Source organism: Oceanobacillus sp. FSL W7-1281 (genome assembly GCF_037969835.1).
Taxonomy (GTDB): Bacteria; Bacillota; Bacilli; order Bacillales; family Amphibacillaceae; genus Oceanobacillus; species Oceanobacillus oncorhynchi.
This window is the reverse complement of record NZ_CP150214.1, coordinates 188868-215552: the sequence shown is the minus strand read 5'-3', so window position 1 is coordinate 215552 and position 26685 is coordinate 188868. Positions and strand designations below refer to the sequence as shown.

Here is a 26685-nt window from a genome sequence, read left to right as displayed (position 1 = left end):
AGAAAGAGAATGGTGTATCACATAAAGCGATACACCATTCCCTTTCAAGCTTCAAAACAGATTTCATCCATGCTTTATTTCAACTGTACTCCTTCAATAATAACCCCGCTCTCTGGAACAGGCGGAATTTCATTCATCTCATAATCCAAATCCTGTTCAATAAATGTAAACGAAAGATGGTTTACGAAAAAGTCGAGTGTCGTTTTTAAGACATCCATTGTCATCCATTCGCCGGCACAGCGGTGACCGATGTCAAATTCTCCGCCGCCCTGCGGAATAAAATTAAATGGAGACTCCTTCCAACCTTGAAACCTTTCCGGCTGAAACCGATCTGGCTGTTCCCAAATAACCGGGTCATGGTTTGTACCATATAAATCCAATAATGTTAATGTCCCTTCTTTAAAGGTATATTCTCCCCAGGTAAAATCCGCTTTAACCCGTGCAGGAGCAACTGGGAAAAATGGATAAAATCTTCTTACCTCCTGAATAAACCGATGCAAATCTTCTTCTGTCTTCAATTTCTCTGCTTCTTCCGGGTAATCGTGTACAGCCAGCAGAACAAAGTCTATATAAACAGCAATTGCGACGATTGGGCGCAACAGATTCAGTAATTCAACGGCAACAACGGAAGCATCCAGTAATTCTTCGTTCACGTCCCGATGTATTGCAAAATGGTATACGGCACTATCCTTACGAACCTCTTCTGCCGTGTTTTCGCGGACTCTCTCCACCAAGCCCGTTATTCGTTCTTCCGCTTTCGATCTGGATTGTCTGGCTTGCCAATGGCTCCATCCAACTGCACCTGCATCTTCAAACATGTCACTTAGCTGGTCTGCCCATTCTGGGATATCTTCTTGTTCATAAGGAACCCCTGTCCATCGTAAGGCCGATTTCGTCAATACATACTTAGCTGCTTGATAAACTTGTATTTCTTCTTTGGAATTATGCTTCATTTCCTGCTCCCATTCTTCCCGAATAATAGCAGACATCTCGTTCAGCCTTTCTTCTGTCATCAGAGACATAAACATCGCTTTCCGATGATGGTGATCCGCTCCGTCTAATCCCTGAACGCCTCCCTCACCAAACAGCGTTTTCTGAATTCGGCCAGGCGAAGCATCTTTTCGAGAAAATTTGGCATTATCATAAAAAAGTTCTGCTTCCTTCTCACCTACCATACAAATGGTTTTCTCCCCTAACAACCTTGTTTCAAACACACGGGATTCAAACTTATCCGATCGATTGGTTACAAACCGGTACCCTTCATCCAAGAGCTTCAGCGTATGATCCAAACCTTTGTCTTTTGGCATATGTGTCTCTGTCATTTTGATTCACCCTCCATAAATAATGTACTTTATTATATCGTTCCTTTTTTATTTCCTATTTAAACAAAAAATAGTGATTCTCCACCCATTGGTGAAAAATCACTACCTGTTATCTAACGTATATTTCTGTCCTAATCTTTTTTCCCGCTTATCTCTAAAACCGTATCATAAAGCACATTGGCGGCAATCACAATGTCTTCATCCGAACTGTATTCTAATGGGTTATGACTGATCCCATCCCTCGACCTGACAAATAACATCGCAACCGGAGCGGCCGCAGCGATATTCATGGCATCATGGCCGGCACCGCTGACTAAAGTATAAGGACGGATCCCCTGTTTTTCGATACTAGCTGCAAATTGCTGCTGCAGGGCTCCGTCAGCCTTTGCCGGCTTCGCACGCTGCAGCTCTACTACCGCTGCGGTGACATGCCGTCGCGCTGCTATGTCATTAATTTGCTGCTTCACTTCTTGTTCTAATTCACGGATAGTCTTTTCATCAATATCACGAATATCAATGGTAAAGGTTACTTTTCCCGGAATAACATTGACACCGTTTGGCTCGACCTGCAATTTTCCTACGGTGCCGACAGAATCGCCTTTTGTCTGGAAGCTTTGTTCCACTGCCAAAATCATCTCACTGGCTGCGGTTAATGCATCGTGCCGAATATGCATTGGGGTTGCTCCGGCATGCTCACTGATTCCATTCACAGTTACCTCTAACCACAATGGAGCGGCAATTCCAGTGACTACACCTACCGGCAAATCTTCCTTTTCCAGTACTTTTCCCTGCTCAATATGCAGCTCCAAATATGCTTTGATATCCTTCCGCTTTAATTTTTCTAAAGGAAAGGGGGATAATCCAAATTGCCGTGCTGCTTCTTCGATGGTGATATTCGCATCATCCGTTTTCTGTAATTGTTCGGCTTTTAACAGTCCTGCCATCGCGCGGCTTCCAATCAGTCCGAAACCGAATCGCGTTCCTTCTTCATCTTTAAATGCAGTTACTTCCACCTTTTTATGAAGCGGAATCTGGTTTTCATGAAGGGTTTGCACGACTTCAATGGCCGTCAGCACCCCTAAAGCGCCGTCGAATTTCCCGCCATCCGGAACGGTATCGATATGCGAGCCCAGCATAATTGTTTCTTCTGCATCTCCATAAGAGCCAATAATATTTCCAATTCCATCCACATTTACCTGCATGCCTGCTTCTTTCATATATTCTATTACAAGGTCAATTGCCTGTTGCTCTTCCTTTGTAAAAGAGAAGCGGTTTATACCGCCTGTTTCGTGGTTCCGGCCAATCTGGCTTAACTCATCCAGTCGCTGCAACAATCTATTGGCATTTATCATGGTCTTACTCCTTCATCTGAAATTGGAAGTGACATTGGCCTTCACGTAGTACATATTGGTCATGCACAACTTCAAAATTTTTATTATATCCTTTCGCCACAGAAGGATCGATTACCTGGCAGTAAAGAATGCCGTATTTGCCCATATCATCATCTGCCCATTGCTGACCGAACGGACAATACGTAAAGGTTTGTTCTACTTCATTTTCTTTATGCACGGTATCTACTTCAAATAGTTCACTCCGGGCCATATCATAGTTTTTCAAGTAATTATCCGAATTATTTTCTAATCCATTGGCACGCGCACGCTGGGCAATCCCTTCTCCGCGCTTTCTTCCGTACCTTTCTACAGCACGCCGAATGACATCCTCACCCTCTTCTTCATATTTGTCTACGACCTGTTTTGAAATTTGGGCAAACATTTTGGAAAAACGTGCAAAGGTTGTTAATTCTGCATATTTTTCTTCTTCCTCCACAACTTGAGGTAAATATTCATAAAAGGCATGATTTTGTCCTTCTGCTGTTGCTTTCTGTGCCATGGTTTCGGCATCTTTTAATCCGAATGCTTCCAAACCTTGCTGCACAAGCTTTCGCCCTTCTTTTTCACCATATGCTTCTGTAATCGAAAGATGAAGTTCCGTAAACATTTTCGCTGTAATAATATCCATGGACAAAGCTTTCATCATCAGCTTTTCTTCACTCATCTTATCTATCTCCTTAAATTCTTATTATTTTACTTGGGTTTAAATCTATTATAAAATAAAATCAACTATAAATCGAATGAATATTTTAATATAGTACTATGAAATAAATTCATAAAAATATATTTAAAAAAGGAGTTTGTAATATGCCTACATTAGCGCAATACATCGCTCTTCACACGTTAATTGAAACCGGCAACTTTACGGAAACCGGCCAGAAGCTCAATCTGACACAATCATCCATCACGCATGCAATGAATAATTTAGAAAAGGAGCTGGACCTTTCCTTAATCATTCGGAATAGGAATAATATTATTTTAACAAGCAATGGAAAAATGGTCTATGAACACGTTTCGAAAATTCTGCAAGAGCAGCAAAAGCTTGAAAATACCGTCGCCAATTTAAAAAAATTGATTGGCGGAACGATTACCGTCGGTGTCCTTCCCAGTATCTCGCTTGTATTGCTGCCAAAGGTTTTATCCTACTTCGAGGAGCATCATCCGGACGTCACTATTCAGCTGATGGAAGGAGATTATGATCAAATTGAAAATTGGCTGCAGCATGGTGTGGTGGATATTGGATTTCTTGCGGAGCCAGTATCTGAAAATCTAGTATTTGATTTTATCTTTGAGGATGAGCTTCTGTGCATTATGGCAAAAGATCACCCGCTTGCTGCAGAAGAAGATCTGGTCTTGAAGCAATTAAAGGATGAGCGCTGGATTATGCCAAAACAAAATATTGACCGCGATGTATTACGCATCTTATCCAAGCATGACATTACCCCAAATGTCGTATATGAATTATCGGTCGATCAAGCCATTTTAACAATGGTTACGGAAAATTTAGGTGTTTCCATTGTTCCCAAATCTATTTTACACCATGCGCCTGCAAGTCTTGTTCAAAAGAACTTTTCTGAACACCATGCACGCACCGTTGGCATTGCTTATAAACGAAACACGTATCCATCACCGGCAGCAATGAAATTTGTAGAAATATGTAAAATATTAACGGAGGATTTTCCAATTAATGATTGACAAATCTTTAAAAACAGCATAATATCTGATAAAACTAATAGGTTTTATCTCATTTTAACTATAGATGGAGGAAAAAGCTTGTGCAAACGGTAATTTACGTAGAAATTATTCTCTATTTGCTCGCCATGCTTGCAATAGGAATTTATTTTAGCAAAAAAGATTTAACACATAACGATTATTTTCTGGGAGGCAACAAAGTCCCGGGCTGGGTCCTCGCTTTTTCAGAACGTGCTACCGGGGAATCTGCCTATATGTTCCTTGGAGCGATTGGATTTATTTATGTCGCCGGTTTATCCGGTATCTGGGTATTATCAGGAATGTTCTTTGGAGTGCTCGCTTCCTGGTTATTCCTGTCCAAACGATTTATGATGGAGCAGCAAAAATACAAGGTGAATAGTTTAACTGATTATATTGCAGTTAAATTTCCGAAGCATGCGGATATAATCCGCTGGTTAGCATCGATTGTCATGGTATTTTTCTTTGTCTGTTATTTAGCAGCCCAGTTTTCTGGAATGGGAAAAACCATTTATTCTATTTCCGGATTCAGCATTACCTGGGGAACGATTATTATCGCAATGATTATTATCGCCTATTCCTGTTTGGGCGGCTTTATGTCCGTTGTCTGGACAGATGCTGTACAAAGCTTTTTAATGCTGTTTTCTTTTATTATCATACCTATCGTTGCCTTTATAGAGATTAAGAATCAAGGTTTGAGCGTCTCTGCAGAACTCTCTTTAAGAGGCGGAGGTGCTGACAGCTGGACTGGCGGCCTAAATGGTCTCGCCTTAGGAGCAATGCTATTTACCAACTTCTCTTGGTTTTTTGGCTGGCTCGGCGGACAGCCGCAGCTAAGCTCCCGGTTTATGGCAATTACAACAGAAAAAGAACGGGTTACCGGCCGAAACATGGCTATTATCTGGACAATGATTGTCTATGTAGGAGCCTTTCTATCAGCTATTTTTGCCTCTGCTTTATATTCACAAGGCACACTGGCTGATCCAGAAATGATTCTGCCACACATGATTTTTGAAATTTTACCGCCATGGGTTTCCGGAATTATCATTGCCGGGATTCTGGCTGCGATTATGTCGACAGCATCTTCGCAGTTATTAGTCATTACTACTTCCATCAGCGAAGATATTATCCATAAAACGCTCAGGTGGAATATTACCAGTAAAAAACTCGTACATTTATCCAGGTTCGTGGCATTAATCAGCGGGATTATCGGCATTATTATTTCACTGAAATCAGAATCTGTTATTTACAGTCTCGTTTCCTTTGCATGGGCAGGGATTGGAAACACTTTTTCCGTCGTTGTGCTGCTCATTTTCTTTTGGAAACGCGTTTCGGGAATCGGTGTTATTGCAACCATTATTGTCGGCGCAGTCAGTGCTGTCGCCTGGTCTCTTTCACCGCTCGAAGCAATTGTATCTGCCAAAGCTGCAACCTTCTTTATCTGTTTGATAGTCGGGATTGTATTTTCTTTACTTTATCCGGATAAAGAACCAAAAGCTGCAGCTTAAAATAGGAAATAGATGTAAAAAGAGCTCATTCTCCAGGTTGAATGAGCTCTTTCTTGTCCTTATGTTACTGTTTACCCGCATGAGCCGTTATTCGGGAACAGGCAATTGTTTATTTTATTCAATATTATCCGGAAAAACCGATTCATCTAAATCATACGCATCTACCGCTTCTTGCACGCTGATTTCCGTATCTATCAGTTCTGCTTCATAGAAGGTATCAGCTAATTGCTGCTGGTTTGCAATCACTTCTTCTGTCATTCTTTGCACGCCAAACTGCCGTCGCTCATTTGCAGCCTCCAGCGGTTCCGGATCTAATCCTAACTCGTCTGCCAGTATTTCAGCAGCCTCTCTTTTCTCTTCATTTGCCCACTGATCCATATTTTCTAATTCCTCTAAAATAATGGTAAGTGCTTCTGGCTGTTCATCAGCAAAATCATCTCTTGCTAAATAGAACGTACGATTTTCAATGAGGTCTGTTCCATCAAGAATCGTATGTGTTTCATTCTGGTCCTGTACAATCGCATAAAAGGGGTCCCATGTTCCAAACACGTCAAATTCATCGTTGGAAAAAGCCATCAAGCCTTCGGAGGCATCCTTATAAAACTTCATATCTACTTCATCCCAATCGATACCAGCCTGCTTTAATGATTCTAATAGAAGATAGTGCTGATTCCCGCCATTGGTCACACCGACTACTTTCCCTTTTAAATCTTCTAAGGTTTCAATGCCTGAACCTTCTCTTGCCAGTAACGCAACGCCTTTTGGATAAGGGGACTCCGAAGCTACATAATTAACGTTATGCCCTCCAGATTGCATCAGTACACTATGTACATCCGAGGAATGGCCAAAGTCGATATTATTCGTATTCAACGCTTCAATCAATGGAGCACCCATTGCAAATTCTTTCCATTCTACATTATAGCCGGCTTCATTTAATGCTTCATCTAACGTACCATGGGCTTTTAATAGATTCATAGTATTCCCTTTTTGATAGCCTAGACGGATCGTCTCGCCATCTTCAGACGCATCTGAATCAGCGCCGCAAGCTGCCAGTACAGCTATGAAACTAAAAGTAATCAGTGCAAAGAGTAATTTCCTCATCATTTATCCTCCTACGATTTGGTCTAGTATTTTCTTTTCATAACTTGTAAACTTTTCATTTCGCTCCCGCGGCCGCTCTAAATCAATCTCCTGATCCAATTTCACGCCGCCTTCATCCAGTACAATAACACGATCTGCTAAATGAACGGCTTCAGATACGTCATGCGTTACTAAAACAGAAGTAAAATTTTGCTCTTGCCAAAGTCCTTCCATTAAATGCTGCATATCCATCCGAGTTAAGGCATCCAGCGCTCCCAGCGGCTCATCGAACAATAAGACATCCGGGTTGCTTGCCAGCGCTCTCGCTAGTGCCACACGCTGTTTTTGCCCGCCAGACAATTCATCTGGCCAATCCCCTTTTTTATCACGCAGTCCTACCTTTTCTAATGCTGCTTCCGCGTCTGCCTTATTTACTCCGCCAATAGCGATATTCTTTAAAATATTTTTCCATGGAAGCAGGCGATCATCCTGGAACATAATGCGTATATTCGATCTTTTTGCTTCTGCACCGGTATAAGCTAAAGAGCCGCCCGTCACCTCTTCCAATCCAGCAATCACTCTTAACAGTGTACTTTTCCCACAGCCGCTTTTTCCTACAATTGCTGTAAAGCTGCCTTTCGGTATGGATAAATCAATATTTCGTAGAACCTCATTTGCCCCAAAACGTTTCCCTACGTTCTTTAACTCGATACCAAACATGTAACCCCTCCTGACTGACTTTAGCAGTTAATTCTTCCGGTATGCCGGGTTCCATTTCAACAAGCGCTGTTCACATACTTTAGCAATGAAGTCAGACAGCTTTCCTAAAATTGCATAAAGTACAATCGTTAACACCACAATATCCATTTGCATAAACTCGCGGGCTGTTGTTGCCAAATAGCCAATCCCTGCATCAGCACCTATTGTCTCCGCAACAATTAGCGAAATCCATGTCACTCCAAGCGCATAACGAATTCCGACCAAAATATTCGGCATGGCTCCAGGTAAAATAATATTCGTGAACAGCTGCCACTTCGACATGCCGTACACTTTCCCCATCTCGATTAATTTATAATCCACATTCTTGATACCATTAAACGTATTGATATAAATCGGAAACATCACGCCGACCGCAACAAGAAATATTTTGGCGCTCTCTCCAATTCCAAACCATAGAATAACGAGCGGGATAAGCGCTAAATGCGGAATCGTCCGTATCATTTGAATCGATGTATCGATTAATTTTTCTAAAAATAGAACGGTTCCATTAAACAGCCCAAGCAGAAAACCAATCGTTCCGCCAATGAGGAATCCGATGACAGCACGCTCTGTACTTATATATACATGCTTCTGCAGCTCCCCCGTTTGAAATAAGTTTTTCCCGGCTTCGACAACTTCGAGCGGAGTCGGCAGCATAGTAGACTTAATCAAATCGCGGTCGCCAAGCACCTGCCATAAAAGTACCACAACAATCGGTAATAACCACGGAAATAGCTGGTTATTATACCACTTATTCTTTTTCACTCATTCTGCCCCTTTCGTATGTATGAATTTTTCGACAAGATTTTGTATCTTACTCCCTGCATTCTGTTTCAATTCAATCAACAAAAATATGTAAACAGATTGATTGAATCTGGCAAGAATCGAACAGAATACGCTTGCTTCATGATAATATATGTATATTCCTAAAGCTTTAAATATCTTTATTCTATTGAATAATGCTTCAATTATAACCTTTCCTCTAGGAATTGTAAATATTCAATATTTATATCGCTACAATTTATATAACTGTACCATATTCTAATTAGTTTCACATGTTAAATTTATATAACAGGTTTTATTCAATGAACAAAGGATAAGGTATTTTATCCATTTTGAAGAAGAATAACTGACTAATTTTCTATCAATTTTTTAGTGAAAGTACAAGCTTTCTTGTAAAAATAAGCACATAAAATCGGCCTCATAGCATATTTGCTCCATAAAAAAATACCCCCTGGCCAGGGGGTAAGGTGATTCATTAATTTGAATAGCAGAAAAATCACTTATACAGCAGGTTTAATCAGCTGTTTAATACGTTAAACAAACCGGTAAATGGCATCCTTTACTTTAAATTGCTCCTTCCGATTTCCTCCCGAAATGGTAACAATAAAAGGTTTCTCTCCTCTTTTTTTCAGCGTATCAGAAACTATCCCTTCACCTTCAGGCTCATAAAACAGAATGTCTCCGCCTGGCAGCTTTAAACGGTGTCCTGTCGCATCTAGACCTTTATCAAAGAACGCTTCTCCCTGCTCCAATCCCAAATAAGTCTCCCACTTTTCGATAACAGCTTTTGCATCTTTCACAGCAAAGCCGACAGATTCTAAGGAAAGGTTTCCTTTTTGATGAGCGGCAATCGTTCCTTGCTCTTCCAGGCTTTTTCTGCGTTCTTCATCTGCTTCTTCCCATTCAATAAAGAATGGCAAGACTAGCTTTTCTTCCGGCTTCCCTGCAAATAACAGCTTCCAATTTATCGTGCTGCCATCGGCTCTTTTTCTCCCTAAAGGAACTGGACCAATAACCTCCAGTCCAAGTGATTTAAAACGCTTTGCTTCCTCCTCCAGATTACGGGACCTTAATGCAATTCTGGATAAACCTGAAGCATAACCATCTTTTTGAAAGGTATCTCTCAGGCTATATTTTTCGGCAGGCTGATCAGCTAACTGCTGATCAAACACGCCAATCAGTTCGATATAACTTAAACCAAAATAACTAAGCGCATTATAAGTGCCGCCATTATCATGCTTTCCTCCATCTACAGCATGGAGACCAAGCTTCTTTAACTCCTCTTTTGCTTCTTCTGGACTGTCAACAAAATGAACAAGGTGGTCAAACTGAAAAGGCATTTGTATTCTCTCCTTTTTACATTTCATTTTATAGGAAATAACTAATGAATTAAAATATTATTCAGAAAAAAATTGTAGTTCTTCGTTATTTAAAATACCACCTGCATGATTTACTGTATTCTACCCTCTAACTTTCAGCGTGATTCCCCATCGCAATAGACAATCTATTCCACGTATTGATTTGAATAATGACCATTACAAGCTCCACATATTCCTTTTCATCAAAATATTCCCTTACCTTCTCATACAACGCATCACTGACTCCATTTTCTGAAACTAGCGTCATATTCTCTGCCAGTTCAAATGCAGCCCGATCCATCTCCGTAAATATTTCTTCCGTTTTCCAATGCTTCAGTGCATCTATCTGTTTGTCAGATACGTTTAACTTTTTAGCCACCTTGGTATGCATGCTTAAACAATAGGAGCACCCATTAATCTGTGAAACTCTAATCTTAATAAGCTCTTTCAGCTTCCTGTCAATCGAAGTCTTCCTGACATATTTTTCAGATTCCATAATGGGGGCCATTGCACCTGGAGCAACTTTAAAATAGTTTATTCGATTATCCATTTTCATCATTCCTGCCGCTTTCACAATCCCTTTGTTAACCAGCTTTGCCATATCCATTCTCCTTTTTGTAAATGTTTTAAAATCCACGTACCTTCTTATTTTCCATCAAATAAGTGCAACATTTGTTGCATTGTTAAGGGTATCGTATACTAGCAGTAATAAAGAATCAATACAATTTAAGTAAGTCCTACAAACCCCCATTATATGTAGGATGTACAAAGAGGGGTGGAACAAGATGTCTGATACAAGCAATAATCCTTCTGCCATCAGGTCTCAAGAATGGCTTACAGACGCGCTTTTATCTCTTTTGGAAGAAAAATCCTTCCATAAAATCACCATTAAAGAGATTGCTGAACAAGCCGTTTTAGACCGAAGTACCTTCTACCGGCATTTTGATTCGAAAAATGCTGTTCTGGAACGATACCTCCATCAGCTGGCACAAGAATACCTGCGAAGGCTGGATGCAGGAGAAAATATGGACATGGGGAAAGTGGCAAGCATTTTCATCACTTTTTGGATGGAAAATATAGACTTTATTCGTATCATTCGAAAAAATGATTTAGATAGTTTACTATTAAAGACTTTTAATAAACACCTGCCTTCTATCCATAGACTCACTGAAAACAAATTTGCCTATGCCATCAGTGAAGAAAATATGGAATTTGCTTTAGCTTTCAACGCAGGCGGAATGTGGAATATCCTGATGAAATGGGTTGATAGCGATTTTCAACATACGTATGACGATTTGATAAAAGCTTTTGAGGAAATAACGCGGTTTAACTATGTTAGACAGGATATGAAAACAAAAGAAAAGTGAGCTGAGCTTTTTAGCAGGGCTCACTTTTTTACTACAGTATAAGGAAGAACCGGCTTCTTTGATGGTGGATTACTTCAATTTATTGGCTGGGTTATTCTTGGGACATTAATGACTGTCTTCACACTAGGAATTTGTTATCCTTGGTCAATTACAATGATTTATGGGTGGAGAATAAATCATACATTTGTTGACGGCAAACGAATGCATTTTTCAGGTTCAGCTGTCGGTCTTTTTGGCAACTGGATCAAATGGTGGGTTTTAACGATTATCACATTAGGTATCTATGGATTCTGGGTGTTTATTAAACTGGAAGATTGGAAAGCACGTCATACTCATTTTATTAAATGATTTTTATACTGCAAACATGTTGGTTTTTTTTAATAGAAACTCCTCTCATTACAAATTTGTAATGTAGAGGAGTTTTGTTGAAGCAGTAAAGAACACTTTTTTCGCTTTTACCTTCAAGCTCTAGTTTACTTCCTTTTCATCTAATTTCTTTTCAATGGCAGCAATTTTACTGTCAAAAGTACTTTTATAGTAAGCATTGTTTACTTTGTACTCCAGGTTTTCGATATATTGCTCCATCTCTCCAAACTTGGAGAAAGGTTTTTCTGATGATTCATCCACGACCCGATTGATTTGGTGATTTGCTTTGGCAATATTTTCACGTCCCATCAGCTCCATACGGCGCAGGTGCATATCCTTCAGACGATGCTTCATTTCTTCGTATTTCTGCTCCAGATTTTCCAGCTGCGTGATTGCCTCTTCTCTGGACGCTTTCATGCGATCAGCACGATTTTGATATTCTTCATGTTCTTTTAAAGCAAATTCATGCATTTCCTCTTCTTGCGCACGATCGGCAATTTGTGCTTGTTTTAAGCGCTTATCTGCAAGTTCTTGTGCTTTTATATACTCACGTGCAAACTCTTCTTTCAATTTATACTGACGGTCAATCAGCTTTCTTACTTTTTCTTTTTCCTGCTCACTTTGGCGTAAATAATGGTTTAGTGCTGCAATCGGATTTTTTTGTTCCTTTTTGTCCATCATCGTGTGTAAATCTGCTGAAATAGAATCCTTCATTCGTGTAAAAATATTTGTTGACATAGTCAATCTCTCCTTTAAATTTTTTTATTTGTTTAACTCTGCCCACTGTTTTTCAAAATTCGTAAATGGATCATCATCTTCTTTTATTTCGTGGACAACAGAGCCTTCCGGTGTGTTCCAGTTTTTATAGATAAGGTAAAGTGCATAAGCCGCTGCAATGCCTAAAACAGCATAAATGTTAGAGAATGTGATGCTTAATACGATTAACCCTAAAATCACCCATCCTATTTTTGCGGCAACTGAATCTGTTTTAATAAATTTTTTAAAGCATACATAAAGTAAGCCTACACTTAACACCAGCAATACCATTGGACCTAAATTTGCGAGAAGGACAAGTACTGCAATGAGTCCTCCGATAAACAACATGAATTTTTTCATTTTGTTTTTTCCCCTTTCGTTATCGTATCTTTATCTTATCGGTTCTAGCATTTTTTCGTAATGAGCCTAAGAAATATCTTTGTCTACGCCTTAAGGTCTATTTGCATCTAATCCATTGTGGAAGGGGCGGCAAATTAAAGCTTCATCTAGACGTAAATACTTGCATGTCGCAGATATAAAATGGACAGATAAATGCTTTGAACAAGCTTATAACGTTTTGTAAAAGCTAAAAATGCTATTTTAAACCGGGAACTAAATTGAAGGTTATGGAAACAATAAGACCAAAGAAAAATGAGCAGCTCCGTCTGAGCTCCTCACTTATGTTCGACAAATTATAGTTGATTATCTGATCAGCACATTCTTTTATTCCTCCCATAAAAAAACTCCAAACTAATTTCCATTCAAATGGTAGTTCGGAGTTTCCTTATTGCCTTTATTCTCAGATATACTTTATAAATTTCCTTTTCTCAATTTCTATTCCAAACTACTAATTTCATTTCCGTCATTTCTTCGATTGCATATTTGATACCTTCCCGGCCAATCCCGCTTTCTTTCACTCCTCCATAAGGCATGTGATCGACACGAAAGGTCGGAATATCATTTATAAGTACTCCTCCTACATAAAGCTTATCAATAGCTTCTAATGCTGTCTCGATATCCTTTGTATAAATACCTGCCTGTAGTCCAAACCTGGATTCATTAACAAAATGGATTCCTTCTGCTGCAGATTTTACTTTATTTAAAATGACAATAGGAGCAAAAGCTTCTTGGCAAGATACCTTTAATCTATTCTCTGCCTCCAAAATGACTGTTGGACATAACACAGTTCCTTCCTCTTTTCCACCAGTTGCTATTTCTGCACCTGATTCCTTCGCTTCACGAATCCACGATAGTCTGTCTTCCAATTCTCTTTTGGAAATCAATGCCGATATATCTGTATCTGAATCTAATGGATCTCCAATTTTTAGTTTATTTGCTGCTTCTATAAACTGCTCCGCAAATTTATCATATATATTTTCATGTACGTACATTCTTTGTATCGAAATACAAACCTGACCATTATTAGAAAAAGCACCCGTAATGCATCTATCTATTAATTTTTTATTCACTTCTGTATCCTTATCAATAATAACTGCAGCATTGGATCCCAACTCTAATGTTACTTTTTTTAATCCTGCTTTATTACGTATTCCTACACCTACTTCCGGACTTCCTGTAAATGTTATCATATTTATTCGCGAGTCCGTCACCAATAAATCACCAACTACACTTCCATGACCAGTGACTACATTAAATACCCCCTTTGGAAGACCAGCTTCTTCAAGAAGTTCTGCAAGATAGAATGAAGATAGCGGTGTTTGTCTTGCTGGTTTTAATACAATGGAATTTCCTGATGCAAGAGCAGGACCTATCTTATGAGCAACCAGATTTAGAGGAAAGTTAAATGGTGTGATTGCACCAATTACTCCTAAAGGCTCTCGGATTGTATATGATACTCTTCGCTCTCCTCCTGGCGCCGCATCTAAGGGAATTGTTTCACCATGTATCCTTTTTGCTTCTTCAGCAGCAAACTTGAAGGTTTGAATGGTCCTGGAAACTTCCATTTCAGCTAATCGAATTGGTTTTGCTGACTCCATAGCGATAATTTCCGCTGCTTTTTCCAGATTTTTCTCATATAGCTTTGATAGTTTTTCTAGGATGCTAGCTTTTTCATGTGCTGGTATCCTTGCCCAAGAACCTTTCGCCTTAAATGCTCCATAAATAGCCAAATTAACTTCTGTTTCTTTAGCAATCGGTATTTCTGCAATTTTTTCCTCTGTATACGGGGAATAAAGATATTCAGAACTTTGGGTCGTTACCCATTCCCCATTAATGAATAGTTTTTCCATTACATCTATCCTCTCACGACAATAATAAAACGCTTTCAAAATAACATTAATTATTTTTCCCAACATTAAAATTAAAAGTTAAGCATGTCTAATCCCCAAACCATAGGCAAATAAATGGTTGCGATTAATAGAATTAAAAAGAAGGAAATAATATTTAGAGCTCCTCCAACTTTTATCATTTCTAATATAGAAACTTTTCCCGTCCCAAACAAGATTGCATTAGGAGGGGTTGCTACGGGCAGCATAAACGAAGCATTTGTCGCAAATGCACTAGCTAACATTAAAATTATCGGGTTCACTCCAATAGCTACGCCTAACATTCCTACAATCGGCATAAGCAGCGTAGCAGTTGCCGTAGTAGATGTTATCTCAGTAAGAATAAGCACAGAAGCAATTAGTACACTTAAAATCAAGAGGTAATGTGCACCTTCCAGCAGCACCAGTTGTTGACCAATCCATTCAGCAAGTCCTGTATTTGTAAATGCTGCAGCTATCGCTAATCCGCCACCGAAAAGTACTAAGATTCCCCATGGTATTTTTTTCGTATCATCCCACTCCAAAATTCTTTCCTTTCTATTAGCTGCAGGAATAGAGAACAGGAGTATTACCGCTAACATGGCAATCATTCCATCTGAAACCTCTATTAAAATATTAGTCCAGATAAAAGATCTGGTAATCCACATAAAAGCAACAAAAGTAAATATAATAAGAACTATTTTTTCTTCGAAAATCATTTTTCCCAGCTTTTTCTTCTCATCTTTAATTATTTCAGAACCACCTGGGAAATATTTTATTTTCGTTCGATATTTCACTTTTGTTAAATACAACCAGACCAGCGTAATAAATATAGCAACAAATGGTATACCTACCATCATTATCTGCCCAAAAGTAATATCCACATCAAATAATTTCTTTGCCTGAGCTGCCATAATTGGGTTAGCCGTTCCACTAATCAACGTTCCTGAACCGGCAATTGTTGCCGCATACCCAATCCCAAATACAATTGACTTTTCAAACTTCTTTAAATCGTCTATACTCTCGGGTTTATTCTCAAATGATTTTGCTGCTTGGGTAATTATCGCCAAACCAATTGGAATCATTATCATCGCCGCAGCTGTATTGGATATCCAAAGCGATAAAAAGCCTGTAGATACCATAAACCCTAATACTAGCCGATTTGAACTGACTCCTATCAGGTTGATAATAAATAACGCAATTCTTAAATGAAGATTCCACTTTTCCATCGCACCTGCAATTAAGAAGCCGCCCAGGAACAAGAAGATGATGTCATCTCCATATGAAGACACGACCTCCCCGCTTCCCAGCGCCCCAAATGAAGGAAATAAAATGATAGGCAATAAAGCAGTTGCAGGTATTGGGATAGCTTCCGTAATCCACCATGTGGCTATCCAGAGTGTTATCGCTAAAGTTGCTACCCCTTGAGAACTTAAATCTGATGGTTGAAAGAATAATAAGGTTACTAAAAATAATGCTGGTCCTAAAATTAATCCAATTAATCTTGCTTTTGTATATGTGGGTTTAAAATTAGGATTATTATTATTTGTTTTTTCTTCCTCAATACTGTTATCTTCAACTTCTTTTAAGCTTTCTTTCTTCTTCATATACGAAGAAAACTGAAACAATTCTTTAATTCTGTAGTGTTGTTTCCACATTGAATTCCACAAATCGGCCGCAGTATTGGTTCTGGACATACATATCCTCCCTTACCCCTGTCTTTGATTGATTTTGAATGAAAGGATTCCCTAAACCTGACCCATTCAGGAAATCCCTTCATCAGCTTTATGAATTAGCGTTATAATCCTCAATAACTTCTTTTGCCGTTCTAAAAGCATCAATCGCAGCAGGAACACCACAATATACGGCTGTCTGCAGCAATACCTCTTTGATTTCATCTTCTGTTAAACCATTATTTAGCGCTCCTCTTACATGAAGCTTTAATTCATGCGGACGATTTAATGCTGTAATCATAGCCAAGTTAATAATACTTCTAGTTTTTTTGGGTAACCCTTCTCTGCCCCAAATCTCTCCCCAGCAATATTCTGTAACAAACTTTTGGAGATCCATATTAAAATCAGTTGCATTATTGATAGACGTTTCCACATACTCCTTACCTAACACTTCTTTTCTAATTTCAAGACCTTTATCAAATTTTTCAGTCATTTATAACTCTCCTTCATCTTTAATTTTTTAATTACTTACATACATCGTTTTCTTCGCCTATTAAGTTAATTTTTCTTCACTAATACGTTCTAGAAATTTAATTATTTCTGTATGATCTTGTTTATCACCCCCTGTAATGCTAGCTGCTTCATAAATTTCAATTAAACTGGAGCCAAGGAGCATAGGCATATGAACATCTGAAGCCATATCCTTCGCCATATTGATATCTTTAAGCTGTAAACCCAATGAGAAATTAGATACAAATTCTCTTGGTAAGACATAGGTCGGGTACTTAAATTCCGACGAATGACTTCTTCCAGTACTCGTGTTAATGGACTCTAAAGCGGTTTCCGGGGCTATCCCTACTTTTTTAGCTAACATGAGCGCCTCAGCAGTGGCATACATTGTTGCTGCTGCTAAATAATTATTAATTGCTTTCAAAGCATGTCCAGTCCCTGTCTTTCCAATCAGCTTGATTTGGGTGCCTAAATGTCTGATAACTTCATTTGCCTCTTGTAAATCATCCTTATCCCCTCCAACCATAATGGTAAGCTCTCCACTTTTAGCTTTAGGAACTCCTCCAGAGACTGGCGCGTCCAGCAATCGTATTCCTTTTTTATCCAAAAGCGCTTTCATTTTAGTAGTTTCAAAGGTATAAGAACTACTCATATCAATAATCAAAGCATTTTCTCTTAGTGAATTTATCAATCCTCCTTCTCCGAGAACAACATCTTGAACTATCGTTGAATTAGGAAGCATTAAAATAACAAGATCTGATTTCTCTCCCACCTCAGCTATTGAATTCGCCAAGTCAATATGCTCGTGCTCAAACATCTTTAATGCTTTTTTATTAGCATCAAAAATAATTAGACTTTCAACATGGCCAACCAAATTTTTAACCATCCAATGCCCCATGGCGCCCACGCCGATAAAACCAACCTTCTTCATAAACTTCACCTCTGTTATAATAATCAAAACATCTTGTATCGTATTTTGGTACAATGTATCATATATTGAGATTATATTACAACATTGAAATTATGTTGTCAACAAAAAATAAACCCATTTCATAAGTTTATGAAACGGGTTTATTTTACTTTGTTGCACCTAAGATGGAAGAAATTTCTTTAGCTGTATTTTTTATATCAACCGATGCAGATTCTATTACTTCCTTCGTAACTCTGGGTGTTGGCGCTGTCAGGATGATACTCGCTATTGGCTCATTATCTGAATTAAATATAGGAGAACCGATTCCTGAAGATCCTTCCAGTCTTTCACTAACTGAATAATGATATCTTTCTTCTCTTATTTTGATTAACTCTTTTTTTATAGTAGCTACTTCTTTTTCAGTGAATTTGTCGTCTTTCAAAATCTCATCAATTATATCTTCATCCAGAAATGCTAATATAGATTTCCCGCTGCTTCCATAGGGCAGTGATTGCAATTCTCCCAGAGGTATAATATATTGCAGCGGTTTAGGGCCGTTTACTTTATCTGCCCAAAAAATTTCTCTGGTATCTTTTCTTAACATCAAAAGGCATATTGTCTCCTCATATTTCTTTGCAAGTGCCTTCAAGAACGGTCTTGCTATACTTTGTAAACTGGATCTAGACGCCACTTTAGCACTTATTCTTATCAGTTCTGTTCCAACAATATATCTATTTTTATGTTCGTCATAATCTAAGATACTATGTTCTTTTAATTGTAATAAAATCCGGTGAGTGGTCGGAACGGTATAATCCAAATACGCAGCTAATTCTCTGACTCCCCAGCTCTCATTGTGATCAATAAATGCTTGAATGATTTTTAATGATTTATCTAAAAGATTATCTTTTGCTTTTTTCTCCATTTTGTATGTACTCACTCCTTTATTTTCTTAGATTCAATAGTAATACAATTAATCATTTTCTTACCAAAAATTCTTCTTTATGTTATTTTATACTATTCAATAACAACTTTATTCCTGTTCTACTCGTAAAGAGAAAGTAACTTCATTTTACTTTTAATCAACCATCCGGCAATACAGCAAATCATCTCGCTCAATAGAAAGGTAAAGAAAAAGCTTTTCTGTCTACCATATCTGCGCTAGTAAATAGCACACTAAAAAACAAATACAGCTGATAATTCCCACAAATAAAGAGGAAACTTATTCCTTTTTTTGAGAAGCAGATATCCGATTAAAATCAATAAATATAGACTTATCACAACCATGATAAGGAGATAGATTGTGAATGTTTCGCTTCATATACAAAAAACCCCAAACAACTAAGTCACTTGCTTTTGTTATTATTCCATTAGACGGATTAAACATTGTAACAGAAGTATTCCATGCGTCTGAAGAGATGATTATTCCGCTTCCTTCGTACCAGGCAATAACGGCACATATAGCAATAAAGCAAAAGCATAGCCCGATTTGTAATCCGATTATACTGCTTTTCAACTCCTTATTATCGTACTTCTAATTTTAGACGATAAAACGAATGGAAACAACGTACTTTTTCTTTTATACGCGCTTTTACTTCTACACTCCCTCATAAAAAAACAACTAACACCTCAACTACCTTTTTATATAAGATAGTTGACAATTATCTTATATTCAACTATAGTGTATTACAAGATAGTTAAGGAGGTACGACATGTCAGTATCTGATCAGATGATGAAGGGATTATTAGACGGTGCAATACTAGGATTGATTTCGCAAGGAGAAACGTATGGATATGAAATCCTTGAGAAATTAAAAGAACGAGATTTTCCGGAAATCAGTGATGGCAGTATCTACCCTGTCCTTCTTCGCTTAAGCAAAAAAGGGTATGTTCAAACCGAACTTAAAAAATCCGATACGGGCGGCCCGAAACGAAAATACTACACCATTACAGATAAAGGATTAGAAGAATTAGCTGTATTTCGCAATAAATGGTCTTATTTGAATAAGGGGATGAATAATTTGATGAGGAGTGTGGAGGATGCTAAGTAAAGAAGCGGAAAAATTCTTATTGAATTTGCGTCTGGAATTAATGAGCCGGGGAAAAAAGGATAAAGATATTCAAGAAATAGAAGAAGAATTGCGAGATCATTTAAAAGAAGCAGAAGCACATGGACAAAGTGTCGAAAGCATTACCGGAGGCTCTGTCAAAGATTATATCCGTTCCATTTCCGAAGAACTGCCGCGGGATAAAGGCTTTATAAAATACAGTATTTTATTGCTTATCTATTTGCTGGGGGTATTTATCATTCCCGATTTAATTAGCGGGGATTTCGAGTTAAATACTAGTGTCATCCTTTATAACCTTGCAGTGTTGGCTATTGGAACAGTTGGTACAATTATTATTGTAAAAAAAATCGTTACAAAATACGGGGATAGTAAAAAAACCTATATTAGCTATGGAATTTTCTTTTCCCTTTTCATAGCATCTATGGTCGGCGCACAGTTTATTATCCGAAACTACCCGGGAATTGTTATCGCAGAAAGTAATCAAACTGTAAACCTTATTATCGGGGCTATTCTCTTAAGCATATTCATTATCGTTCCGCTTATTATGAAACAAGGCTTTTTGGCTTTGTTTATATTCTTGATCTGCTTGCCCGAGATCATTGCAAAAATAGTAACTGGCGGCAGCAGCCCAGAGAGCGAATCTTATGTATGGATCTCTGCCATTGTATTTTTTGTTATCGCTATTACTGCGATAGGAATTTTAATATACACATCGAAAAAAGAGGATAAAAAGACCTCTAATTAAGAATTTTATAACGAAGCAGCACGTATAATACAGAAAACGTGCTGCTTTTTTCGATTATTCTTTTCATTTCTCCAATCTATTCTCCATCTGCTCTGCAATCCGCTCAGAATCAGAATCCCCTTCCTTCTTCAAATGATCAATAATATGCTGATAATCTGTTTCGTTCCGGTTCTGACTTAATTTATACGCAGCCTGCACCTCTGTCACTTTTATCTCCAAACCCACAATGGCTTTCAACTGTGCATCCAATAGCTTCGGCGTATAACCCTCCACTGAAAAGGAAGGGTCCCGATGATTTTCATACGTATCCGATAACGTTTTTAATGATTCCAAAAGTTCTTCTTTTTCCAATATACGCGGCGTTCCATACATATGGACAGCCTGATAATTCCATGTCGGAACATTCTCATGGGCATACCATGTCGATGAAACATAGGCGTGAGGCCCTTGAAATATCACTAATGCATCATCCACGCTTTCAAATGTTTTCCATTGCAGGTTGGCATACGCCATATGACCTGTGATTCGATAATCATCATCCGCCCTGCTCACAGTTACTGGCAGATGTGTCGCAACAGGTATATTATCTTCTGCTGTCACCAGCGTTGCAAAAGAATGCTGTTTGACAAATTCCCATATTTCTTTCGTATCGGTTACTTTAAAACGCTTCGGTACATACATTGTCTGCCTCCTTTAAGCGTATACTTTCAGTGTTTTCGTCATGATATAATCCGTCTGTTCATCGCTTCCCATAAAAAAGGAATGTGCCCCCGTCTGTACAAAACCATTCTTTTCATAAAAAAGAAGCGCCTGTTTATTATATTCCCAAACTCCCAGCCATACTTTTTTCTTCTTTTTGTCCTTCGCTATTTCAATTGCTTTGTCCATCAAATATTTTCCTAATCCCTTTCGCTGGAACCCGCTTCGAATATAAATCCTTTCTATTTCCAATGCGTCTTCTCCAACTTCTTCTGATTGCGCATCATCGGTATTCACTTTCATATATCCAGCATGCTGGTCATTATAAAAGATGAAAAAGAATGTTGAATCACTCTGTGACATTTCCTTTTGAAGCTTATCCAATGTATATGCGTTTTCTAAATACGCTTGCATATTCTCCGGTGTATTCTGTTCTTGGAATGTTTCCGTAAATGTTTCGATACTGATTTCTTGGAGCGCCTGCAAATCATCCTGACTGCAAACTTTTATTTTGATAGCCATCTTTCTATCTTCCCTTCTTCCCATTTAATATGCACGCTTATTACCCTTCTTCACAAATTCCCAGTCTACCTCCATATTTTTTCGAACCTTTTCGAGTAAATAAACCAGGGCTGCTGCTTCTTCCTCTGTCAGTCCTCCTAAAGCAACCTGATTAGAGTAATCATTTTCCTTTTTGATCATTGGATAAATGCTTTCTCCCTTTTCTGTGGGGAACAGCTTTTTTATCTTTCTGTTATTCGCATCCGACTTCTTGTGAATAAAACCATTTGTCTCCAGCTTTTTGATGGCGCGTGCTGCTGTTGTCCGGTCTACTTTAATCATTTCAGCGAGCTTTTCTTGAATAATACCCGGATTTTCACAAATACGGACCAGGTATAAATATTGACCTTTGGTAAGATCATATTCTTTAAATTCGATGTTGCTGATAGAATCAAGCGCTCTCGCAATCATTCCAATTTCACGCAGGATTTCAGCCATGCTTTCACCCCCGGCGATTTCTGTTATACGTAAATTTTAATTTATTTTTGTTGTATTTACAACAAAAAATACTCAACGAAATTTAAACAGTTCGCTGAGTATTGATTACTTATTACTCCATATTACTTTCCCTGCCCGCTCCTACAATTAAAACTGCAGCCTTTTTCTTTCAGAAAATCGATAATAGAATTAGAAAACATTTCCAAGAGGAAAGGATTTTCGTTTTAAAAACAGGTGATGACTGTCAGCTTCTCACAGTCATCACCTGTTTAGTAAATTTCTATTCCACCGGACCATCCGTCACTTTAGTCAATGTCTCATTGATCCCGAACACTTTTGCCCGTACATTCTCCAGCCCAAATTGTGCCAGACGTTTTGTATGCATATCTAAATATTTCTCAGCAGCTTCCTTTGTTTCAAAAACATAAATGCCGCCAGCTTCTTTTGCATCCGGATTTTCTGTCCATATCTTCCATTGGAAGCCTTCCTCTTCGCGAATGCTCATTGCCAAATCATGGAATGCAGTTGCCATCTCTTCGCCAAAAGGTCCTTCCATCGTAAAATCGATTTGTAAAATATATGCCATTCTTACGCACCTCTCTTATTTTTTAAGGGTATAATAATTTTCTCCAAGAAGATTATGAATCTGATAATCTTCCGCTTCCAGCTCTTTCTCAGCAAAGCTGCCGACTTGGCTGTGCTCCAGGTCATATAGTACTTCCACTTCTTTAGAGAATAAAAGGTTCTCCTGTTTTAATAAATCCGCAAATGCAGGAGTCTGTTTCGGCTGCAGTCTGTCTTCTGGAAGCACCTGCTGCAGACCTCTGACATAATCATCAAACGCACGGGCACCGACTATTTTAATTCCTTGTCCTTCCTGATTCACCATAATAATCGTCGGGAATCCTCTGACACCAAGATTGTCTTTCAGGTTGAAGTCTTCCTCCAGCAATTGATGCCCCAATGCTGAATCAGCCTGCTGAACAATTTTTTCTCCATCCAGACCCAATCCTTCTATCAGTTCAACAAGTATTTTAGAATCGGAGATGTTCTGGTTAAAAGCAAATAATGCTTCTCGTGCATGTCTCAAAAACGTATACGCCAGTTTGTCATTGTATTCTTTTTGAATTACTTTAAAAACGCGGGACGACGGGTACGATGAGGTGACATAGTCATCCGCCATTAATGACCCATCAATCGGCATTCTGGAATGCTGCCCAACCTCTTTCCAATGCGCTACGACGTCAGCTGGTCCTGATATGCCATTAGCCGGGTCAACTGGCGTATCGCTCCATTTTTCCAAAAGTCCGCCCATCACAGTATGAAACTTAAAATACGATCCAAATTGTAGCTGAAAACGCCGTAATACCGGCTCGAGCGCCCAGCAATGAGAACAAATCGGATCTGTCACATAATAGATATCAATTTCTTTCTTGGGCTGGTTGAATTGAACTGCCTCCATCTCTTCCCCGTCAGCTTCTCCACACAGACCTGTTTCCACATCGCATACCATCTTTTTTTGACTCATTCTTCAATCTCCTTATTCTAAATTACTTTAAATAGCAGCTATTTCATCCTAATTTCTTTTATTTACACTGTTCTTATTCTATTATAGGATACAAGCAATAACATAAAAACCAATAAACTTCTAGATTTATCGTATATACAACATATTTTAAAAACTGTTGAAAAACAGGAGGGATTCCGGTGACCGAAGAGAAAACAGATTTGAGAATATTACGGACGCGAAGACTCATCATGGATGCATTTATTGCCCTTTCCGAGAAGAAAGAATTCAATGATATCCGCATCACCGATATTACCGAAGCAGCGATGGTCAATCGCGCTACGTTCTACTATCACTACGAAGATAAATATGATTTATTAGAAAAAGTGTTATCTGAAGTCCTACTTTTTAATTTAGATACGAAAGCAATCCATCAAATGACATGGGGGGACCATGCTGCCACCCAGTTATTTATTGCGGTGGCAAACTTTCAAACCACTTTATCATCCCGTTGTCACCAAGGGTATGAAGAAACAATTGCGCGTATTATTAGAGAACATCTGGCAGTTATCATCTATCCGCTGCTGCAAAAAGAGAATCCTGCTAAAGAAGAAGATATCCTTCGCAAAATGGCAGCAATCCTCAGCTGGACCATTTACGGAGCTTCCGTGGAATGGAAAAAAAGCACGTTATCTCCTGAAGCATTCATTCAACCGTTGCTTTCTTTTATTCTGCATAAACTGGAATGAGGATACAGGTGAAATGAGGTAAAATGAAGAGAATTCGGAAGGAATGAACTAAAATGCATAAACAAAAAATGATCTCTGGTTTACTTATTTCATTAGGCGGTCTAATATCCGCTATCCAGTTCTTTTTTATCTATTCCAGCTTAGACAGTTATGAATTTTCCGAGATAGATACAATTTTTCCATTCTTCCCAATCATTGAATTGACTTCCGGATTATTTGATCTCGTAAGCGGGATTTTTCATACAGGGTATATGATATATACGTTCATTATTATGTGTGCAGCTATTGTTGTCTTTTTCCTTGGGATTATCATGTCAGTCAAACCGCATATATCCGTAGCTGTCATTGCCATGATCTTTTCGTTTTTTCTCGGAAGTATTATTCCTTTATTGCTTACTTTATCTGGGGGCAGCTTGGGATTATATGCCATTTCAAATGAAACGCAACAAGCCTCGAAGGACGATGAATTTAGTGCATAATACAAAATCCTGCTTAAGATTTTTGGATATCTATCATTTCAGCCAAGAGGACTCCTTCCTCAAAAATTCGATGGAATTTTAGGTGGGAGGTGAATTGGCGGTTTTCGCTTTTTTTTGCTAGAATTTTTATTCCCTTTATAGTAAAATAAGTTATAGAACATTAGTTCGATATAGAGGGGGGTGAAAAGTAAATGGCGAATTACCAAACAATGCAAATATGGGTAAAAAAGAATCACCGTATGCACGGATATTTCAAAGAAATGTGTCAACATGCAAAGAATATGCATAACACGACCAATTTTTATATCCGGCAGGTATTTACAGCTTTCACGCAGGAAAAAGCGTTTCAGCCGCTTCAGGAAGAAGTGTTAGATACTATCCAAAAACATATGCCAATAATCAACGCTAACCAATTCGTTGTTTATCAAAAGAAGGTCGTAAAAGAACATTCAAAACCCGCCCGAGAACGAAAAGAAATCAAGTGTCATTTATTCAAAGAACCTTCTAGAGAAAACCCTTATGTTGATTACAATTTTTTGGATGCTCTTTTTAAATCCATGGCACAAGAAGATTATCGCTCTCTGCCAACGCAATCGAGTCAAGGGGTTATGAAAACGGTGTTCCAAAATTGGAAAGCATTTTATGGCAGTTTACGAGAATATAAAACGAACCCTTCCAAGTTTAAAGCAAGACCAAAAATTCCAGGATATCGTCGTAAGAAAGAAAAAGAAGTTCTTTTTTCAAACCAAGATTGTGTCATAAAAGAGAATAAATTTTTGAAGTTTCCTAAAACGAAGGAACGTTTAAACATCGGTAAATTAGGGTTTACGGAAGGAAGACTGAAACAAGTCCGCCTTATCCCAAAGTATGGTCACTACATGGTAGAGCTGATTTTTCAAATGCCGTCAGAACAAGAAATGAAAGCATCGAAAAAACGGTACGTGTCCGTTGATTTAGGAATGGATAACCTTGCAACCATTGTCACCAACACAGGACGAAAGCCTGTTATAGTGAAGGGCAAAAATATCAAATCCATCAATCAACGCTACAACCAATTGAAAGCGCATTATTACGGAATTCTTAGACAGGGTAAAAACACCAATGAAGGTCTGTTTACGTCGAAACGATTGGAGAAAATCAACTACAAACGCTTTAATCAAATCAAAGATTTATTTCATAAAGCGAGTTATCAAATCGAAAAAATAGCCCTTGAAGAGGATATTGATACCATCATTATTGGGCAAAATAAAGCGTGGAAACAACATGCCAAGATGGGGAAACGAAATAACCAATCGTTTACAACCATTCCGCATCGTCTTTTGATGCAAATGATTGAATACAAGGCTCAGAGACATGGAATCAACGTCATTGTGACAGAAGAATCCTACACATCGAAAGCGAGCTTTCTTGATCGGGATGAAATTCCTGTTTACGGTGAAAAAATTTCCAAAAAATCCTTTTCAGGTAAGCGAATAAAACGCGGGCTGTATCAGTCCAAGCATGGAGTTATGGTGAATGCCGATGTCAATGGAGCCGGAAATATTATGAAGAAAGTCTTTCGGGAAGCATTTGAAGAACCCTTCGCTTGCATTGAGATGCTGCTTCGACCGGCAGCAATCATTCTTAAATAAAAGTAGTCCCAAAGGCAGGACCAATGGGATAGCGGGGTTGGGTGTTTTTAGCA

At 38.5% G+C, this 26685-nt stretch carries 29 protein-coding genes and 1 pseudogene; 10 read left to right on the top strand and 20 right to left on the bottom strand.

Going from position 1 to position 26685, the window contains the following annotated elements:
- Positions 1 to 74: 74 nt before the first annotated feature.
- The 3 genes from MKX55_RS01150 to MKX55_RS01140 all read right to left on the bottom strand — a co-directional run bounded on the left by MKX55_RS01150 (position 75) and on the right by MKX55_RS01140 (position 3377).
- Entirely contained in the window at positions 75 to 1322 is a 1248-nt protein-coding gene (locus tag MKX55_RS01150) for a cytochrome P450 (RefSeq protein WP_339235437.1), read from the bottom strand.
- A 131-nt stretch (positions 1323 to 1453) separates the two neighbouring features.
- On the bottom strand, positions 1454 to 2674 hold the full coding sequence (locus tag MKX55_RS01145; protein WP_339235433.1) for a Zn-dependent hydrolase: 1221 nt from the start codon (positions 2672 to 2674) through the stop codon (positions 1454 to 1456).
- Positions 2675 to 2678: 4 nt separating this feature from the next.
- Entirely contained in the window at positions 2679 to 3377 is a 699-nt protein-coding gene (locus MKX55_RS01140; protein ID WP_339181528.1) for an L-2-amino-thiazoline-4-carboxylic acid hydrolase, read from the bottom strand.
- Between the two features lie 143 nt (positions 3378 to 3520).
- On the opposite strand from MKX55_RS01140, the gene MKX55_RS01135 reads away from it, so the two are divergent.
- Together MKX55_RS01135 and MKX55_RS01130 are read left to right on the top strand one after the other, a co-directional pair.
- Positions 3521 to 4408 (top strand): LysR family transcriptional regulator, encoded by an 888-nt coding sequence (locus MKX55_RS01135; RefSeq protein WP_339181526.1) that lies wholly within the window; start codon positions 3521 to 3523, stop codon positions 4406 to 4408.
- 80 nt (positions 4409 to 4488) lie between these two features.
- Entirely contained in the window at positions 4489 to 5931 is a 1443-nt protein-coding gene (locus tag MKX55_RS01130; RefSeq protein WP_339235430.1) for a sodium/proline symporter, read from the top strand.
- 114 nt (positions 5932 to 6045) lie between these two features.
- Here MKX55_RS01130 and MKX55_RS01125 read toward each other — a convergent pair whose 3' ends face one another.
- From MKX55_RS01125 to MKX55_RS01105, 5 genes are all read right to left on the bottom strand, one after another.
- Complete coding sequence (locus MKX55_RS01125; protein WP_339181521.1) at positions 6046 to 7035, bottom strand: aliphatic sulfonate ABC transporter substrate-binding protein; 990 nt, start codon at positions 7033 to 7035, stop codon at positions 6046 to 6048.
- A complete protein-coding gene (locus tag MKX55_RS01120) occupies positions 7036 to 7731 on the bottom strand; it encodes an ATP-binding cassette domain-containing protein (RefSeq protein ID WP_339235427.1) in 696 nt (231 codons plus the stop codon).
- Between the two features lie 27 nt (positions 7732 to 7758).
- Complete coding sequence (locus tag MKX55_RS01115; RefSeq protein ID WP_339235425.1) at positions 7759 to 8535, bottom strand: ABC transporter permease subunit; 777 nt, start codon at positions 8533 to 8535, stop codon at positions 7759 to 7761.
- Positions 8536 to 9086: 551 nt separating this feature from the next.
- Complete coding sequence (locus MKX55_RS01110; RefSeq protein WP_339235422.1) at positions 9087 to 9893, bottom strand: VOC family protein; 807 nt, start codon at positions 9891 to 9893, stop codon at positions 9087 to 9089.
- Positions 9894 to 10020: 127 nt separating this feature from the next.
- Positions 10021 to 10461 (bottom strand): carboxymuconolactone decarboxylase family protein, encoded by a 441-nt coding sequence (locus MKX55_RS01105; protein ID WP_339238379.1) that lies wholly within the window; start codon positions 10459 to 10461, stop codon positions 10021 to 10023.
- Positions 10462 to 10696: 235 nt separating this feature from the next.
- Here MKX55_RS01105 and MKX55_RS01100 point away from each other — a divergent pair, with 235 nt between their 5' ends.
- Together MKX55_RS01100 and MKX55_RS01095 are read left to right on the top strand one after the other, a co-directional pair.
- Positions 10697 to 11278: a TetR/AcrR family transcriptional regulator gene (locus tag MKX55_RS01100; protein ID WP_339235419.1), complete on the top strand. Its 582-nt coding sequence runs from the start codon at positions 10697 to 10699 to the stop codon at positions 11276 to 11278.
- Between the two features lie 81 nt (positions 11279 to 11359).
- Entirely contained in the window at positions 11360 to 11626 is a 267-nt protein-coding gene (locus tag MKX55_RS01095) for a hypothetical protein (protein WP_339185069.1), read from the top strand.
- Positions 11627 to 11746: 120 nt separating this feature from the next.
- Here the strand turns inward: MKX55_RS01095 and MKX55_RS01090 are convergent, their stop codons facing one another.
- From MKX55_RS01090 to MKX55_RS01060, 7 genes are all read right to left on the bottom strand, one after another.
- The gene (locus tag MKX55_RS01090) at positions 11747 to 12382 is read right to left on the bottom strand and encodes a PspA/IM30 family protein (RefSeq protein ID WP_256705507.1); all 636 of its coding nucleotides are present in this window, start codon (positions 12380 to 12382) and stop codon (positions 11747 to 11749) included.
- Between the two features lie 24 nt (positions 12383 to 12406).
- Entirely contained in the window at positions 12407 to 12760 is a 354-nt protein-coding gene (locus MKX55_RS01085; protein ID WP_339181507.1) for a flagellar basal body rod protein, read from the bottom strand.
- Positions 12761 to 13227: 467 nt separating this feature from the next.
- On the bottom strand, positions 13228 to 14649 hold the full coding sequence (locus MKX55_RS01080; protein ID WP_339235417.1) for an aldehyde dehydrogenase family protein: 1422 nt from the start codon (positions 14647 to 14649) through the stop codon (positions 13228 to 13230).
- Positions 14650 to 14720: 71 nt separating this feature from the next.
- Positions 14721 to 16361 carry a DASS family sodium-coupled anion symporter gene (locus tag MKX55_RS01075; protein ID WP_339235414.1) on the bottom strand — a complete coding sequence of 547 codons (1641 nt, stop codon included), beginning with the start codon at positions 16359 to 16361 and terminating at the stop codon, positions 14721 to 14723.
- An 88-nt stretch (positions 16362 to 16449) separates the two neighbouring features.
- Positions 16450 to 16830, bottom strand: coding sequence for a carboxymuconolactone decarboxylase family protein (locus MKX55_RS01070; RefSeq protein ID WP_256705504.1), 381 nt, complete (start codon positions 16828 to 16830; stop codon positions 16450 to 16452).
- A 60-nt stretch (positions 16831 to 16890) separates the two neighbouring features.
- The gene (locus MKX55_RS01065; RefSeq protein WP_339181500.1) at positions 16891 to 17778 is read right to left on the bottom strand and encodes an NAD(P)-dependent oxidoreductase; all 888 of its coding nucleotides are present in this window, start codon (positions 17776 to 17778) and stop codon (positions 16891 to 16893) included.
- 145 nt (positions 17779 to 17923) lie between these two features.
- Positions 17924 to 18679: an IclR family transcriptional regulator gene (locus MKX55_RS01060; protein WP_339181498.1), complete on the bottom strand. Its 756-nt coding sequence runs from the start codon at positions 18677 to 18679 to the stop codon at positions 17924 to 17926.
- A 382-nt stretch (positions 18680 to 19061) separates the two neighbouring features.
- On the opposite strand from MKX55_RS01060, the gene MKX55_RS01055 reads away from it, so the two are divergent.
- From MKX55_RS01055 to MKX55_RS01045, 3 genes are all read left to right on the top strand, one after another.
- Complete coding sequence (locus tag MKX55_RS01055; protein WP_339235411.1) at positions 19062 to 19292, top strand: hypothetical protein; 231 nt, start codon at positions 19062 to 19064, stop codon at positions 19290 to 19292.
- A gap of 174 nt (positions 19293 to 19466) precedes the next feature.
- The gene (locus MKX55_RS01050) at positions 19467 to 19805 is read left to right on the top strand and encodes a PadR family transcriptional regulator (protein WP_042530912.1); all 339 of its coding nucleotides are present in this window, start codon (positions 19467 to 19469) and stop codon (positions 19803 to 19805) included.
- Entirely contained in the window at positions 19795 to 20568 is a 774-nt protein-coding gene (locus tag MKX55_RS01045; protein ID WP_339181491.1) for a hypothetical protein, read from the top strand. The genes MKX55_RS01050 and MKX55_RS01045 overlap by 11 nt, the downstream gene beginning before the upstream one ends.
- A 63-nt stretch (positions 20569 to 20631) precedes the next feature.
- On the opposite strand, the gene MKX55_RS01040 is transcribed toward MKX55_RS01045, so the two are convergent.
- The 5 genes from MKX55_RS01040 to MKX55_RS01020 form a co-directional block, all read right to left on the bottom strand.
- Positions 20632 to 21249, bottom strand: coding sequence for an FMN-binding negative transcriptional regulator (locus tag MKX55_RS01040; RefSeq protein WP_339235408.1), 618 nt, complete (start codon positions 21247 to 21249; stop codon positions 20632 to 20634).
- Between the two features lie 12 nt (positions 21250 to 21261).
- On the bottom strand, positions 21262 to 21789 hold the full coding sequence (locus MKX55_RS01035) for a GNAT family N-acetyltransferase (RefSeq protein WP_339235405.1): 528 nt from the start codon (positions 21787 to 21789) through the stop codon (positions 21262 to 21264).
- A gap of 24 nt (positions 21790 to 21813) precedes the next feature.
- Positions 21814 to 22266, bottom strand: coding sequence for a MarR family transcriptional regulator (locus tag MKX55_RS01030; protein ID WP_339235402.1), 453 nt, complete (start codon positions 22264 to 22266; stop codon positions 21814 to 21816).
- A gap of 280 nt (positions 22267 to 22546) precedes the next feature.
- Positions 22547 to 22852 carry a monooxygenase gene (locus tag MKX55_RS01025; RefSeq protein WP_042530904.1) on the bottom strand — a complete coding sequence of 102 codons (306 nt, stop codon included), beginning with the start codon at positions 22850 to 22852 and terminating at the stop codon, positions 22547 to 22549.
- Between the two features lie 15 nt (positions 22853 to 22867).
- Positions 22868 to 23794, bottom strand: a complete 927-nt coding sequence (locus MKX55_RS01020) for a DsbA family protein (RefSeq protein WP_339235397.1) — start codon at positions 23792 to 23794, stop codon at positions 22868 to 22870.
- A 179-nt stretch (positions 23795 to 23973) separates the two neighbouring features.
- Between MKX55_RS01020 and MKX55_RS01015 the strand changes: the two genes are divergently transcribed.
- The 3 genes and pseudogenes from MKX55_RS01015 to MKX55_RS01005 form a co-directional block, all read left to right on the top strand.
- Entirely contained in the window at positions 23974 to 24522 is a 549-nt protein-coding gene (locus MKX55_RS01015; RefSeq protein ID WP_042530901.1) for a TetR family transcriptional regulator, read from the top strand.
- A 53-nt stretch (positions 24523 to 24575) separates the two neighbouring features.
- A complete protein-coding gene (locus MKX55_RS01010; protein ID WP_042530899.1) occupies positions 24576 to 25001 on the top strand; it encodes a hypothetical protein in 426 nt (141 codons plus the stop codon).
- 191 nt (positions 25002 to 25192) lie between these two features.
- Positions 25193 to 26557: pseudogene (locus MKX55_RS01005) on the top strand (transposase); the annotation flags it as partial.
- Positions 26558 to 26685 lie beyond the last annotated feature (128 nt).

Coding starts and splice junctions, on each gene's coding strand:
- MKX55_RS01150 (WP_339235437.1), bottom strand. CDS start 1,322: ATGACAGAGACACATATGCCAAAAGACAAAGGTTTGGATCATACGCTG.
- MKX55_RS01145 (WP_339235433.1), bottom strand. CDS start 2,674: ATGATAAATGCCAATAGATTGTTGCAGCGACTGGATGAGTTAAGCCAG.
- MKX55_RS01140 (WP_339181528.1), bottom strand. CDS start 3,377: ATGAGTGAAGAAAAGCTGATGATGAAAGCTTTGTCCATGGATATTATT.
- MKX55_RS01135 (WP_339181526.1), top strand. CDS start 3,521: ATGCCTACATTAGCGCAATACATCGCTCTTCACACGTTAATTGAAACC.
- MKX55_RS01125 (WP_339181521.1), bottom strand. CDS start 7,035: ATGATGAGGAAATTACTCTTTGCACTGATTACTTTTAGTTTCATAGCT.
- MKX55_RS01120 (WP_339235427.1), bottom strand. CDS start 7,731: ATGTTTGGTATCGAGTTAAAGAACGTAGGGAAACGTTTTGGGGCAAAT.
- MKX55_RS01110 (WP_339235422.1), bottom strand. CDS start 9,893: ATGCCTTTTCAGTTTGACCACCTTGTTCATTTTGTTGACAGTCCAGAA.
- MKX55_RS01105 (WP_339238379.1), bottom strand. CDS start 10,461: ATGGATAATCGAATAAACTATTTTAAAGTTGCTCCAGGTGCAATGGCC.
- MKX55_RS01100 (WP_339235419.1), top strand. CDS start 10,697: ATGTCTGATACAAGCAATAATCCTTCTGCCATCAGGTCTCAAGAATGG.
- MKX55_RS01090 (WP_256705507.1), bottom strand. CDS start 12,382: ATGTCAACAAATATTTTTACACGAATGAAGGATTCTATTTCAGCAGAT.
- MKX55_RS01085 (WP_339181507.1), bottom strand. CDS start 12,760: ATGAAAAAATTCATGTTGTTTATCGGAGGACTCATTGCAGTACTTGTC.
- MKX55_RS01080 (WP_339235417.1), bottom strand. CDS start 14,649: ATGGAAAAACTATTCATTAATGGGGAATGGGTAACGACCCAAAGTTCT.
- MKX55_RS01075 (WP_339235414.1), bottom strand. CDS start 16,361: ATGTCCAGAACCAATACTGCGGCCGATTTGTGGAATTCAATGTGGAAA.
- MKX55_RS01070 (WP_256705504.1), bottom strand. CDS start 16,830: ATGACTGAAAAATTTGATAAAGGTCTTGAAATTAGAAAAGAAGTGTTA.
- MKX55_RS01065 (WP_339181500.1), bottom strand. CDS start 17,778: ATGAAGAAGGTTGGTTTTATCGGCGTGGGCGCCATGGGGCATTGGATG.
- MKX55_RS01060 (WP_339181498.1), bottom strand. CDS start 18,679: ATGGAGAAAAAAGCAAAAGATAATCTTTTAGATAAATCATTAAAAATC.
- MKX55_RS01055 (WP_339235411.1), top strand. CDS start 19,062: ATGTTTCGCTTCATATACAAAAAACCCCAAACAACTAAGTCACTTGCT.
- MKX55_RS01050 (WP_042530912.1), top strand. CDS start 19,467: ATGTCAGTATCTGATCAGATGATGAAGGGATTATTAGACGGTGCAATA.
- MKX55_RS01045 (WP_339181491.1), top strand. CDS start 19,795: ATGCTAAGTAAAGAAGCGGAAAAATTCTTATTGAATTTGCGTCTGGAA.
- MKX55_RS01040 (WP_339235408.1), bottom strand. CDS start 21,249: ATGTATGTACCGAAGCGTTTTAAAGTAACCGATACGAAAGAAATATGG.
- MKX55_RS01035 (WP_339235405.1), bottom strand. CDS start 21,789: ATGGCTATCAAAATAAAAGTTTGCAGTCAGGATGATTTGCAGGCGCTC.
- MKX55_RS01030 (WP_339235402.1), bottom strand. CDS start 22,266: ATGGCTGAAATCCTGCGTGAAATTGGAATGATTGCGAGAGCGCTTGAT.
- MKX55_RS01025 (WP_042530904.1), bottom strand. CDS start 22,852: ATGGCATATATTTTACAAATCGATTTTACGATGGAAGGACCTTTTGGC.
- MKX55_RS01020 (WP_339235397.1), bottom strand. CDS start 23,794: ATGAGTCAAAAAAAGATGGTATGCGATGTGGAAACAGGTCTGTGTGGA.
- MKX55_RS01010 (WP_042530899.1), top strand. CDS start 24,576: ATGCATAAACAAAAAATGATCTCTGGTTTACTTATTTCATTAGGCGGT.